The following is a 12,708-nucleotide window of genomic DNA, read 5'->3' as shown; positions in this document are numbered from 1 at the left end:
ATGTGACTTACGCCCTCCTGACGGGTCCCTCGTTCGGAGGCACCGCTGAACTGGCCTAGACTCGATGACGTGCCACGTGGTGACGGACGACTCAGCCACGACCTGCTCCCCGGTGAGAAGGGCCCCCAGGACGCTTGCGGCGTCTTCGGAGTCTGGGCACCGGGAGAAGAGGTCGCCAAACTCACCTATTTCGGGCTGTACGCACTGCAGCACCGTGGACAGGAGTCCGCGGGCATCGCGGTGAGCAACGGCTCCCAAATTCTTGTCTTCAAGGACATGGGCCTGGTCTCGCAGGTCTTCGACGAGACCTCCCTCGGTTCCCTGACGGGCCATATCGCGGTCGGTCACGCCCGCTACTCCACCACCGGAGCCTCGGTGTGGGAGAACGCGCAGCCTACGTTCCGGGCCACCGCCCATGGCTCGATCGCGCTGGGCCACAACGGGAACCTGGTCAACACCGCCGAGCTGGCGGAGCTGGTCGCGGCCCTGCCCCGCGACGGCGGCCGGGCCACCCAGGTGGCGGCCACCAATGACACCGACCTGGTCACCGCCCTGCTCGCGGGCCAGGTGGACGAGGATGGCAAGCCGCTCACCGTCGAGCAGGCGGCCCCCATCGTGCTGCCCAAGGTCAAGGGCGCTTTCAGCCTCGTCTACATGGACGAGCACACGCTGTACGCGGCGCGCGACCCCCAGGGCATCCGCCCGCTGGTCCTCGGCCGCCTCGAGCGCGGCTGGGTGGTGGCCTCCGAGACCGCCGCCCTGGACATCGTGGGCGCGTCCTTCATCCGTGAGATCGAGCCCGGCGAGATGGTCGCCATCGACGAGAACGGGCTGCGCTCCACCATCTTCGCGGAGGCCCGCCCCAAGGGCTGTGTCTTCGAGTACGTGTACCTGGCCCGCCCCGACACCGACATCGCCGGGCGGAACGTGTACCTGTCCCGGGTCGAGATGGGCCGCCGGCTGGCCAAGGAGGCCCCGGCCGATGCCGACCTGGTCATAGCGACGCCCGAGTCCGGCACCCCGGCCGCCGTCGGCTACGCCGAGGCCAGCGGGATTCCGTACGGCTCCGGGCTGGTCAAGAACAGCTATGTGGGCCGGACCTTCATCCAGCCCTCGCAGACCATCCGGCAGCTCGGCATCCGGCTCAAGCTGAACCCCCTCAAGGAGGTCATCCGGGGCAAGCGCCTGGTGGTCGTCGACGACTCGATCGTCCGCGGCAACACCCAGCGCGCCCTGGTGCGGATGCTCCGTGAGGCCGGGGCCGCCGAGGTCCACATCCGGATCTCGTCCCCGCCGATCAAGTGGCCGTGCTTCTTCGGCATAGATTTCGCCACCCGCGCCGAGCTGATCGCCAACGGTCTCTCGGTCGAGGAGATCGGCAAGTCGCTGGGCGCCGACTCGCTGTCGTACATCTCCACCGACGGCATGATCGAGGCGACCACGATCGCCAAGCCGAATCTGTGCCGTGCCTGCTTCGACGGTGAGTACCCGATGGACCTGCCGGATCCGGAGCTGCTGGGCAAGCACCTCCTGGAGTCCGAGACCAAGGTTCCGAGCAGCGGTGACGCCGACGGTGTGACGACGCTGACCGCCGGTGTCGGCGGTGCCGACGCCCTGCGCCGTCCCTGATCGCCGCCTGCCCGTCATCCCCGATACGAAAGATCTCAACGTCATGTCCGAGTCCGGGTCCACCTACGCCGCCGCGGGCGTCGACATCGAGGCGGGCGACCGCGCCGTCGAGCTGATGAAGGAGTGGGTCAAGAAGGCGAGCCGGCCCGAGGTCGTGGGCGGCCTCGGCGGTTTCGCGGGGCTCTTCGACGCCTCCGCCCTGGCCCGCTACCAGCGTCCGCTGCTCGCCTCCGCCACCGACGGGGTCGGCACCAAGGTGGACATCGCCCGGCGGATGGGCGTGTACGACACCATCGGCCGCGACCTGGTCGGCATGGTCGTGGACGACCTGGTGGTCTGCGGTGCCGAGCCGCTGTTCATGACGGACTACATCTGCGTCGGCAAGGTCTACCCGGAGCGCGTCGCCGCCATCGTCAAGGGCATCGCCGAGGGCTGCACCCTGGCCGGCTGCGCCCTGGTGGGCGGCGAGACCGCCGAGCACCCGGGGCTGCTGGGCGCCGATGACTTCGATGTCGCCGGGGCCGGTACGGGCGTGGTCGAGGCCGATCGGGTGCTGGGCGCGGATCGTATCCGAACGGGTGATGCGGTGATCGCCATGGCGTCGTCCGGACTTCACTCGAACGGGTACTCACTCGTTCGCCATGTGCTCTTCGACCGGGCCGGCTGGGCGCTGGACCGCGAGGTGCCGGAGCTCGGCCGGACACTGGGGGAGGAGCTCCTGGAGCCCACCCGGATCTACTCGCTGGACTGCCTGGCACTCACCCGCACCACCGAGGTGCACGCCTTCTCGCACATCACCGGCGGTGGGCTCGCCAACAACCTCGCGCGGGTCGTCCCCGAGGGGCTGCGCGCGGTCGTGGACCGCTCGACCTGGACCCCCGGAGCGATCTTCCAGCTGGTCGGCGAGGCCGGTTCGGTCGAGCGTCTGGAGCTGGAGAAGACCCTCAACATGGGCGTCGGCATGATGGCGGTGATCCCGGCGGACTCCGTGGATGTGGCGCTCACCACGCTCGCCGACCGCGGTGTCGAGGCCTGGGTCAGCGGTGAGATCACCGAGCGCGCGGCCGGGGACGCGGAAGCGGTGACGCTGACCGGTGATCATGCGGGCTGAGACGGCCGCGCCGCGCGCGCGGACAGCACAGGAGCCGGCCCGAGGCGGATGCCCCGGACCGGTGGAGGTGTGCGGCGATAAGCCGAGCGCCTTGAACGAGTGGTTCAGGCGCGGCGACGCTGCGGGGACGGATCCGACTGTTCGTCGTCCTCGTCCTCATCGTCGTTGTACAGATCCGCGTACTGTGCGTACGGGTCGTCGTCCAGCTCATCGTCCTCGAACGGCTCACCATTCGGCGGTTGGTTCGATGGCGATGCGCCCAGCTCCTCGGCCAGGCGTGAGAGATCCGTCCCACCGCTGTTGTACTTCAGCTGGCGGGCGACCTTCGTCTGCTTGGCCTTGGCCCGGCCGCGCCCCATGGCTCGACCCCCTCAACGACGGGGCTCGACGGCCCCAGAGTCTTGACACGCGTTCACGTTCATAAGTCGGAGCGGACTCTCAAAAGAGAGACCGGTCCGTAGGGCTTCAACGGTACCTGCTTCTGTGGCCATACGGTACGTCGCCCACACGACGTGCCACGAGGCAGAACCCGCGAGGAGCCCGTTCCTCGCTGGTCAGCTGCGATTTTAACGTGTCTTCTGCGCCGACCCGCCGACGGGCCGTGAGGGATCTCTCCCCGACGGCCCCCAGGGGGCTCTCACGCCCTCCGTACGGCGGCCTCCGGCAAGGGTCCCGCACGGCCCGTCCGCATGGCCTCATACCGCTCCTCAGACGCCCTCAGGCGCTTCCAGCGGCCCTCGGGCGCCCCGTGGCCCATGCCCGTGGCATCTGCCAGGCCACGGCTCAGGCGTCATGGCCCTCAGCCATCCGGTGCTCGGCCAGCCGGTCGGCGGCCGCGGCGGGCGGGATGCCGTCGGTCTGTGCCCGATCGAATATGGCCAACGTCGTGTCGAAGATCTTCGCCGCCTTGGCCTTGGCCCGGTCGAAGTCGAAACCGTGCAGCTCGTCGGCCACCTGGATGACACCACCGGCGTTCACCACGTAGTCCGGCGCGTAGAGGATGCCGCGGCCGTCCAGGTCCTTCTCCACGCCCGGGTGGGCCAGCTGGTTGTTGGCCGCGCCGCACACCACCTTCGCGGTCAGGACGGGCACCGTGGCGTCGTCCAGGGCGCCACCGAGCGCACACGGGGCGTAGACGTCCAGGTCGGCGCGGATCAGCGCCGCGGTGTCCCGGACCGCCTGGACGCGGGGGTGGCGGGCCAGCACGCGGTCCACCGACTCGGTGCGCACATCCGTGATCACGACCTCGGCGCCGTCCTCCAGCAGGTGCTCCACCAGGTGGTGGCCGACCTTGCCGACCCCCGCGATGCCGACCCGGCGGCCGCGCAGCGTGGGCGCGCCCCAGGACGCCTGGGCGCTCGCCCGCATCCCCTGGAAGACGCCGAAGGCGGTCAGCACCGAGGAGTCGCCGGCGCCGCCGTTCTCGGGGGAGCGGCCGGTGGTCCAGGGGCACTCGCGGGCGACGACGTCCATGTCGGCCACATAGGTGCCCACGTCACAGGCGGTGACGTAGCGACCGCCGAGGGAGGCCACGAAGCGGCCGTAGGCGAGCAGCAGCTTCTCGGTCTTGATCTCCTCGGGGTCGCCGAGGATCACGGCCTTGCCGCCACCGTGGTCGAGCCCGGCGAGCGCGTTCTTGTAGGACATGCCGCGGGCGAGGTTGAGCGCGTCGAGGAGCGCCGCTTCTTCGGGGTGCTCCTCGGAGGCGTAGGCGTGGAAGCGGGTGCCGCCGAGGGCCGGGCCCAGGGCGGTGGAGTGGATGGCGATGACGGCTTTGAGGCCGCTCTCCCGGTCCTGGCAGAGCAGCACTTGCTCATGCCCGCCGAGATCGGAGCGGAACAGTGTCGAAAGAGGTGAGAGAGGGTTCGGCACGCGACTCTCCGTCGGACCGTCGGCGCTGACGGTGTGACGTACGTCGGTCACGGTGGTGACTCCCATAGGTCGGGGTAGACGCCCTCCTGGCTGGTGGGGAGGGCCGTGGGCAAGAGGGTAAGCCCTGGGGGCCCGGCGGATCGGCCATGTCCCCGACGAGTCCGTATGCCGGGCATGGGACGATGCCGTCAGGTGGGGGTAAGGGAGCCCCTGGCGGTGGTCTCAGCCTTGAGGGAGCGCGTGTGACCTTGGCGTCTTCGGTGATTGTCCCGTACGCGGCGTATCTCCGGGTCTATGAGCCACTGGCAGCGTTTCCGGAGCCGGAGAGATCGCACTGGGCGCGGTATGCCAAGCGCGACGACCTGCCCGGCGCGCAGGACGAGCTGCGCCGCTCGCTCGCGGATCTGCTGCCGGTCCCCCCGGTGGCGGTTCCGGTGCACGAGAGCGCGGACGCCTTCGTGGCGCTCGTGGACGGTGTCACCTGTGTCTGCCCGTGGCGCACCCGGCTGAGGGGCTGGCTGGCCCTGGAGGAGCTGCCGGAGCGCCTTCCCGGGCCCCTTCTGGACGCGGCCCTGCCCCCGGTGGTGCGCCGGCAGGCGGTGGCCGACTTCGAGCGGTGGCTGGAGCGCAACCCGGACGCCCGGCCGTGGATCCGCTCGGCCACCTGGCATGTGCCGGTGCGCTGGTTCGTGCTCTTCGGGGACGAGGAGCGCGAGTTCACCAAGGGTGACGACGGTCTCATCCTCCGCTACCGCACCCCAATGGTCCAGGCCAGGCGCCGGGTGGCGCGTGGGCTTAAGGTGCTCAAGGAGGCTCTCGGCGAAGGGCCACTGATCGACGGGCTGGTGGACGTCGGCCGGTGGCTCGAGGAGTTCCACCCCCGGTCGTTGGTCGAGCTGGACTACGGCGGCCTGGTGCACGCGCTGCCGGCCGGGCAGCTGGAGGACGACCGCTCGGCCGCGGATGTGGCGGAGGGCCTGGCGGCGCTGCGCGATGGGGACGGGGAGCGTGCGGGTGTCGCGTACGAGCGGCTGACCGACCGCTGGAGCGTGGTCCGCGGGCGGCAGAACGCGAGCTGAACGCCCGGTCGAACGGGCGTCGGGTGACCGGTTGAGCGGTTCGCCGGAACAGAGGGGACGTAGGTCCCGATCCGGGCCATTGCCTCAATCGTGACCTAAAGCACTGACTTCGGGCCTTGCGGTAATCACCCATCCTCGTGTCAAAATAGGACAAGGAGTCCGGGAGGGACTCCTTCCGCCCAACTATGGGCGGATTCATCGGTATTGCACTCCTTGACGGATCTGGTGACCCCTGATCCTCTTGTGACTGATCGTCACGGCCGTGTGACAGTCCGTTATGGCATGGTCCATCGGCTTCCGTCGAGGTTGGTCACCTGAGAGGGCAATTCCATCGGTTTGGCCGACGGGGCTGGACAGATGGTGTAGTTGTAGTGCCGAGGACAAGCCGTTCGTCCTATAACCGACTCGGCCCGCGTCCGCCATTTCGGGCAACGTGGGTCAAGGTGCAGAATTTAGAGGAAAGAACCGTGATGGTTCGGTTCTCCCGAGGAGGCCGCTCATGACCGCTCGCACCCCTGATGCCGAGCCGCTGCTGACCCCGGCTGAGGTTGCCACGATGTTCCGCGTGGACCCTAAGACGGTCACTCGCTGGGCGAAGGCAGGCAAGCTCACGTCGATCCGTACGCTCGGAGGGCATCGGCGCTACCGCGAAGCGGAGGTCCGTGCTCTTCTTGCGGGCATCCCGCAGCAGCGCAGCGAGGGCTGAACAACCGCATAACCGGGCATTTCCGGGCCCCCCAGCCCGGCTTTCGCCTGTATAGCTCCACCACGACGGGTGCCTGCCCCAACAGGCCCTCCACCGCTCGACATGGGTGCGTCGTTGATCGCGCTGGACTCCGCCGGGTCCGGCGCGATCTTTTTTTATGCCTGGGAACGGTGTTCCGGAGGGTGCCTCCAGGGGTCTTCAAGTGCCCTTGGAAGCGCAATCGTTCGGGTTGTGCGGGGTGGTCCGCAAGGGGCTCGAGGAAGCTCGCGGAGCGCTTTCGGGGGGCTCGCGAGGGTCACGGACAGAGGGTGCAATTGCACATATTAAATTGACCTGTGGTGAGCGGGGTGTAAGTTCCCTCACTCCGGAAACTCATTCGGTGACTCCCGTCACACTTCCCAACCCTTGCTCTGTGCCCGGCGGTTGCGCTAAAAGGCAACCGCGGTAAGGGCTTACCGAGTTGACGGTGGCGAGACCGCCGTCGTCCCCTCGCGCTTCTCGTGTTCGGCCCGGTCACCCGCCTCATCGGCCGTCTCGTCGGCCGCCGAGTGCTCCATCGCCAGCCGCAGCAGCCGATGGCAGATCGGACAGTGCCGGGTGAAGTGGCGGTTGCCCGCGGCGGCCGCCAGATGGGCACGAAGCAGCGCCCTGGTCTCATGCTTCGCAGACGTCGTCATACGCCGCACCTCCCGCGCACCCCCGCGCACACCTTTTAGTTTGGGTACCTCTGTGTGTGGTGTGCCGTCAAGACGCCGAAGGCCCGGATCCATACATGGATCCGGGCCTTCCGGGTAAGCGGTCCTGACGGGATTTGAACCCGCGGCCTCCACCTTGACAGGGTGGCGAGCACTCCAAACTGCTCCACAGGACCAACAGTGACGCTTGCGGCTCCGCCGCCGTGCGCCGCGCTGTGTGCGCTGCGATGCAGACTCTACAGCAGGTCAGGGGGCGCGGTCGAACTCGCGCCCGGCCGGGCCCCGGCGGGCCGCCGGAGCCCCCGGGACACCCTTACGGAGCCGCCGCGTCGATGGCCTTGACGATGCGCTTGTCGGACACCGGATAGGCCGTGCCGAGGGCGTGCGCGAAGTAGCTGACCCGCAGTTCCTCGATCATCCAGCGGACCTCCAGCGCCTCCTGGGGCACCGGGCGCCCGGGCGGGAACTGCTCCAGCAGCCAGGCGTACTCGTCCCGCATCTCCCGCACCTTCGCCATCCGGGAGCGGTCCCGCTCGGCGTTGCCCGGAAGCTGCTGGAGCCGCCGGTCCACGGCCACCAGATAGCGCATGAGGTCCGGGAGCCGCCGTACGCCGTGAGCGGTCACGAAACCCGGCGTGATGAGCTCGGAGAGCTGCTCCCTGATGTCCGTGAGGGACGTCAGCAGCACCGGGCTGCGGGTGGCCTTCAGCCGCCGCTCGCACGACTGCCAGGCCGCCAGCACCTCCTGGACCTTGCGCACGGTGTCCAGCGTGGCGTCCATGATGTCGCTGCGGACGGCGTCGAAGAGCTTGCGGAACGATTCCTCGTCCCAGACCGGGCCGCCACGGGCCGCGATCAGCCGGTCGGCCGCCGCGGCCACGCAGTCGTCGAACAGCGCCTGCACACTGCCGTGCGGGCTGCTGGAGAGCGCCAGCTTGGCCTGGTTGGAGAGCTTGCCCTGGACGAACTTCGCCGGGTTGGACGGCAGCTGGAGCAGGATCAGCCGGCGCGTCCCCCGCCACATCGCCTCCCGCTGCTCGACCTCGGTGTCGAAGAGCCGCACGGCCACCGAGGAGCCCTCGTCGACGAGCGCCGGATACGCCTTGACCGGCTGGCCGCCCCGGCGCGTCTCGAAGGTGCGCGGCAGCGTGCCGACCGTCCACCGGGTCAGCCCGCCGCGCTGCTCGATCCCCACGGCCTCCTTGGAGGACTCGAACGCCTTGGAGATCGCGGCCCGCGTCTTGGGCCGCAGCCGCTGCCGCAGCGCCTCCAGGTCCCTGTCCTCGGCCAGTTTGCGGCGCCGCTCGTCCACCACCCGGAAGGTGATCTTCAGGTGGTCGGGGACCTTCGTCAGGTCCCAGTCCTCCGGCTCGATCCGTACGCCCACCATCCGCTGGAGCTCCCGCCCCAGCGCCGCCGTCAGCGGCTCCTGGAGCGGGACAGCGCTTTCCAGGAAGCGCTTGGCGTAGTTGGGCGCCGGGACGTAGTGCCGGCGGACCGGTTTGGGCAGCGAGCGGATCAGCTCGGTGACCAGATCCTCGCGCAGCCCCGGGATCTGCCAGTCGAAGCCGTCCGGGGTGACCTGGTTGAGCACCTGGAGCGGGATGTGGACGGTCACACCGTCCGCGTCCGCCCCCGGCTCGAACTGGTACGTCACCTTGAACTTGAGCTTCCCCTGGCGCCAGGAGTCCGGATAGGCGTCCTTGGTGACCCCCTGCGCCCGCTCGTTGATGAGCATCGACTTCTCGAAGTTGAGAAGCTCCGGCTCCTCGCGCCGCTTGTGCTTCCACCAGGAGTCGAAGTGCGCGCCGGACACCACATGCTCGGGGATCCGCTGGTCGTAGAAGTCGAAGAGCGTCTCGTCGTCCACGAGGATGTCGCGGCGCCGGGCGCGGTGCTCCAGCTCCTCGACCTCGCCCAGCAGCTTGCGGTTGTCGTGGAAGAACTGGTGGTGGGTGCGCCAGTCGCCCTCCACCAGGGCGTTGCGGATGAACAGGTCGCGGCTGGTCTCGGGGTCGATCCGGCCGTAGTTGACCTTCCGCTGGGCGACGATCGGCACCCCGTAGAGCGTCACCCGCTCATACGCCATCACCGCGGCCTGCTTCTGCTCCCAGTGCGGCTCGCTGTAGGTGCGCTTGACCAGGTGCTGGGCGAGCGGCTCGATCCACTCCGGCTCGATCCGGGCATTGACCCGCGCCCACAGCCGGGACGTCTCCACCAGCTCCGCCGACATCACCCAGCGCGGCGGCTTCTTGAACAGCGCCGAGCCGGGGAAGACCGCGAACTTGGCGCTGCGCGCGCCCACGTACTCGTTCTTGTCGGTGTCCTTCAGGCCCACATGGGACAGCAGACCCGCCAGCAGCGACGTGTGGACGCGGTCGGGCGCCGCGTCCTGCTCGGACATATGGATGTCCATGGTCTTGGCGACCGTGCGCAACTGGCTGTAGATGTCCTGCCATTCGCGTATGCGCAGGTAGTTGAGGTACTCATTGCGGCACATCCGGCGGAAGGCGGAGGAGGACAGCTCCTTCTGCCGCTCCCGGACGTACTTCCACAGATTGAGGAAGGCCAGGAAGTCGCTGGCCTCGTCCTTGAAGCGGGCGTGCTGCTGATCCGCCTGCTGCTGCTTGTCCGAGGGGCGCTCACGCGGGTCCTGGATGGACAGCGCCGCCGCGATCACCATGACCTCGCGGACACAGCCGTTGCGATCCGCCTCCAGCACCATCCGGGCCAGCCGCGGGTCCACCGGCAGCTGGGCCAGCTTCCGGCCGACCTGGGTGAGCCGCTTGCGCGGGTCCTTCTGCTTGCCGTCCAGGGCGTGCAGCTCCTCCAGGAGCTGGACGCCGTCCTTGATGTTGCGGCGGTCCGGCGGGTCGATGAAGGGGAACTTCTCGATGTCGCCGAGGCCGGCGGCGGTCATCTGGAGGATGACGGAGGCGAGGTTGGTCCGCAGGATCTCGGCGTCGGTGAACTCCGGGCGGGTGACGAAGTCGTCCTCGGAGTACAGCCGGACGCAGATGCCGTCGCTGGTCCGGCCGCAGCGGCCCTTGCGCTGATTGGCGCTGGCCTGGGAGACCGGCTCGATGGGCAGCCGCTGGACCTTGGTGCGATGGCTGTAGCGGGAGATCCGGGCGGTGCCCGGGTCGATCACATAGCGGATGCCGGGGACGGTCAGCGAGGTCTCGGCCACGTTCGTCGCCAGCACGATCCGGCGGCCGGTGTGTCTCTGGAAGACCCGGTGCTGCTCGGCGTGCGACAGCCGCGCGTACAGCGGGAGCACCTCGGTGACCGGGAGCTTCTTCTTGTTCAGCGCGTCGGCGGTGTCGCGGATCTCCCGCTCGCCGGAGAGGAAGACCAGGATGTCGCCCGGGCCCTCGGCCTGGAGCTCGTCGACCGCGTCGCAGATCGCGGTGATCTGGTCGCGGTCGCTGTCCTCGCCGCCCTCCTCGAGCAGCGGGCGGTAGCGCACCTCGACCGGATACGTACGCCCGCTGACCTCGACGATCGGCGCGTCGCCGAAATGGCGGGAGAAGCGCTCCGGGTCGATGGTGGCGGAGGTGATCACGACCTTGAGGTCGGGGCGGCGGGGCAGCAGCTGGGCCAGATAGCCGAGCAGGAAGTCGATGTTGAGGCTGCGCTCATGGGCCTCGTCGATGATGATCGTGTCGTACTGGCGCAGCTCGCGGTCGGTCTGGATCTCGGCGAGCAGAATGCCGTCGGTCATCAGCTTGACGTGGGTGTCCTGGCCCACCTGGTCGGTGAACCGGACCTTCCAGCCGACGGACTCGCCGAGCGGTGACCGCATCTCCTCGGCGATGCGCTCGGCCACCGTGCGGGCCGCGATCCGGCGTGGCTGCGTATGGCCGATGAGGCCCTTGACGCCGCGCCCCAGCTCCAGGCAGATCTTCGGAATCTGGGTGGTCTTCCCGGAGCCGGTCTCACCCGCGACGATCACCACCTGGTGATCCCGGACGGCCTCGAGGATCGCGTCCTTCTTCTGGCTGACCGGCAGCTCTTCCGGATAGGTGATGGCCGGCACCGCGGCGCGGCGGTCCGCGACCCGCAGCTCGGCACGCGTCATCTCGTCGGCGATCTCGCCGAGCACGGCCGCACGGGCCTCGGGTTTACGGATCCGGCGCGCACCGTCGAGCCGGCGTCCCAGCCGCTGCTGGTCGCGCAGCATCAGCTCGGGCAGCCGCTCCAGCAGGGCGGGCAGGGCGGGGGCAGGCGTGGTGGACATACGGATCCCAGGATCTCACCTCCGGAAAACGGCTGGCGAACCATTTCCGCCCGCGCCGCGTCGAGCGATATGTGCGATATGTAAGGGTCCATCGCTTTAGCGTGATCTCATGGCCGATGACTTGGCGCAGCGCCCCGACCCCGAGCCCGAACGCCGATCACCGCGATGGGGGTGGGGGGCCTTCAAGCGGTCCCCCTTCTTCCCCGCGACCGTCATCGTGCTGATCATCTCCGCGGGTGCGGGGCTCTTCGCGGGCTCGTACACCTACGCCTTCGCGAACCCCACCCCCCGGAACGTCCCCACCGCCGTCGTGGTCCCCGATCACGGCGCCGCCCCGCTGAACCGGTTCCTCGCCGGGATGGAGCAGGCCCTGAACGCCTCCCTCCGGCTGCATCCCTACCCCGGCTACGCCAAGGCCCGCTGGTCCCTGGAGGAGCAGCGGGTCTTCGCGGTCCTCCAGGTGCGCGGCCGCGGCGTGCGGATGGACGTGGCGAGCGCGGCCGGGGCGACCGTCGCCCAGGTGCTCGGCCAGGCCGCGGGCAAGGTCGGCCGGGTCTCCGGGGTGCCGGTCACGGTCAAGGACGTGAAACCGCTGCAGCCCGGCGATCCGCGCGGCCTCGCGGTCTTCTACATCTCCCTGGCCGCCACGATCATCGGCTTCCTCGGCGCCATCCAGCTCAGCGTGAACGCCTCCGAGCTCAACCCGGCCGAGCGGATCGCCTTCATGATCGCGTACGCCCTGCTGGGCGGGTTCACCATCGCGGTGATCGTCGACCAGGGGCTGGGCGCGCTCCAGCTCCCGTTCCCGGAGTCCTGGGCGATCCTGGCGCTGACGATGTTCACCTCGGGGCTGGTGTTCTCCATGTTCAACGTCCTCTTCGGGCGCTGGGCACTCATCCCCACCTGGGGTCTGATGGTGCTCCTCGGCAACCCCTCCTCCGGCGGCGCCGTCTCCTGGCCCCTGCTCCCCTCCCTCCTCGGCACCGTCGGCCGCTGGCTCCCGCCGGGCGCCTCGGTCAACGCCCAGCACACGGCGATCTACTTCCGCGCCAACCAGCACGCCTTTCCGTTCCTGGTGCTGGTGGTCTGGTGTCTGCTGTCCGCGGTGGTCTTCTGGACCTGGCGCCACCGCCACCCGGGCGGGCGGCCGCCGAGGGCGACGCCGACGCGGTGCTGAGGGGGTTGGGGGGCCGCCCGGCGGATCGTGCCGCCTACGGCGAGCCATTCCCCTCCCCGCCCCTTCCCGAAACTGGGGCAAAGCCCCAGCCCCCGGTCCGGGCTCCGCCCCAGGCCCCGTAGCCGGGGCTTGCCTCAGGCCCCGAAACCGGGGCTTTGCCTCAGGCCCCGTAACCGGGGCTCCGCCTCAGGCCTCGGTC

At 69.4% G+C, this 12,708-nt stretch carries 9 protein-coding genes and 1 tRNA gene; 5 read left to right on the top strand and 5 right to left on the bottom strand.

Going from position 1 to position 12,708, the window contains the following annotated elements; translation table 11 throughout:
• Positions 1-69: 69 nt before the first annotated feature.
• Both purF and purM read left to right on the top strand, forming a co-directional pair.
• On the top strand, positions 70-1,629 hold the full coding sequence (purF, locus tag LIV37_RS23980) for an amidophosphoribosyltransferase (protein WP_020869677.1): 1,560 nt from the start codon (positions 70-72) through the stop codon (positions 1,627-1,629).
• 43 nt (positions 1,630-1,672) lie between these two features.
• A complete protein-coding gene (gene purM / locus LIV37_RS23975) occupies positions 1,673-2,740 on the top strand; it encodes a phosphoribosylformylglycinamidine cyclo-ligase (protein ID WP_121825306.1) in 1,068 nt (355 codons plus the stop codon).
• Positions 2,741-2,844: 104 nt separating this feature from the next.
• Here purM and LIV37_RS23970 read toward each other — a convergent pair whose 3' ends face one another.
• The gene (locus LIV37_RS23970) at positions 2,845-3,099 is read right to left on the bottom strand and encodes a DUF3073 domain-containing protein (protein ID WP_020869675.1); all 255 of its coding nucleotides are present in this window, start codon (positions 3,097-3,099) and stop codon (positions 2,845-2,847) included.
• A gap of 424 nt (positions 3,100-3,523) precedes the next feature.
• Positions 3,524-4,678 carry a Leu/Phe/Val dehydrogenase gene (locus LIV37_RS23965; protein ID WP_020869674.1) on the bottom strand — a complete coding sequence of 385 codons (1,155 nt, stop codon included), beginning with the start codon at positions 4,676-4,678 and terminating at the stop codon, positions 3,524-3,526.
• 176 nt (positions 4,679-4,854) lie between these two features.
• Here LIV37_RS23965 and LIV37_RS23960 point away from each other — a divergent pair, with 176 nt between their 5' ends.
• Both LIV37_RS23960 and bldC read left to right on the top strand, forming a co-directional pair.
• Positions 4,855-5,691 (top strand): DUF8083 family protein, encoded by an 837-nt coding sequence (locus LIV37_RS23960; protein ID WP_020869673.1) that lies wholly within the window; start codon positions 4,855-4,857, stop codon positions 5,689-5,691.
• Positions 5,692-6,190: 499 nt separating this feature from the next.
• Positions 6,191-6,397, top strand: coding sequence for a developmental transcriptional regulator BldC (bldC, locus tag LIV37_RS23955; protein ID WP_020869672.1), 207 nt, complete (start codon positions 6,191-6,193; stop codon positions 6,395-6,397).
• 452 nt (positions 6,398-6,849) lie between these two features.
• Here bldC and LIV37_RS23950 read toward each other — a convergent pair whose 3' ends face one another.
• The 3 genes from LIV37_RS23950 to hrpA form a co-directional block, all read right to left on the bottom strand.
• A complete protein-coding gene (locus LIV37_RS23950; RefSeq protein WP_020869671.1) occupies positions 6,850-7,074 on the bottom strand; it encodes a DUF6274 family protein in 225 nt (74 codons plus the stop codon).
• A gap of 119 nt (positions 7,075-7,193) precedes the next feature.
• A tRNA-Asp gene (locus tag LIV37_RS23945) sits at positions 7,194-7,268 on the bottom strand.
• Positions 7,269-7,405: 137 nt separating this feature from the next.
• Positions 7,406-11,332 (bottom strand): ATP-dependent RNA helicase HrpA, encoded by a 3,927-nt coding sequence (gene hrpA, locus LIV37_RS23940; RefSeq protein ID WP_020869670.1) that lies wholly within the window; start codon positions 11,330-11,332, stop codon positions 7,406-7,408.
• 109 nt (positions 11,333-11,441) lie between these two features.
• Here hrpA and LIV37_RS23935 point away from each other — a divergent pair, with 109 nt between their 5' ends.
• A complete protein-coding gene (locus LIV37_RS23935; protein ID WP_020869669.1) occupies positions 11,442-12,509 on the top strand; it encodes an ABC-2 transporter permease in 1,068 nt (355 codons plus the stop codon).
• Positions 12,510-12,708 lie beyond the last annotated feature (199 nt).

The organism is Streptomyces rapamycinicus NRRL 5491, from assembly GCF_024298965.1.
In the GTDB taxonomy this organism is placed as follows: Bacteria; Actinomycetota; Actinomycetes; order Streptomycetales; family Streptomycetaceae; genus Streptomyces; species Streptomyces rapamycinicus.
The sequence above is the reverse complement of the archived record's forward strand: the minus strand, read 5'-3'. Positions and strand labels throughout refer to the sequence as shown.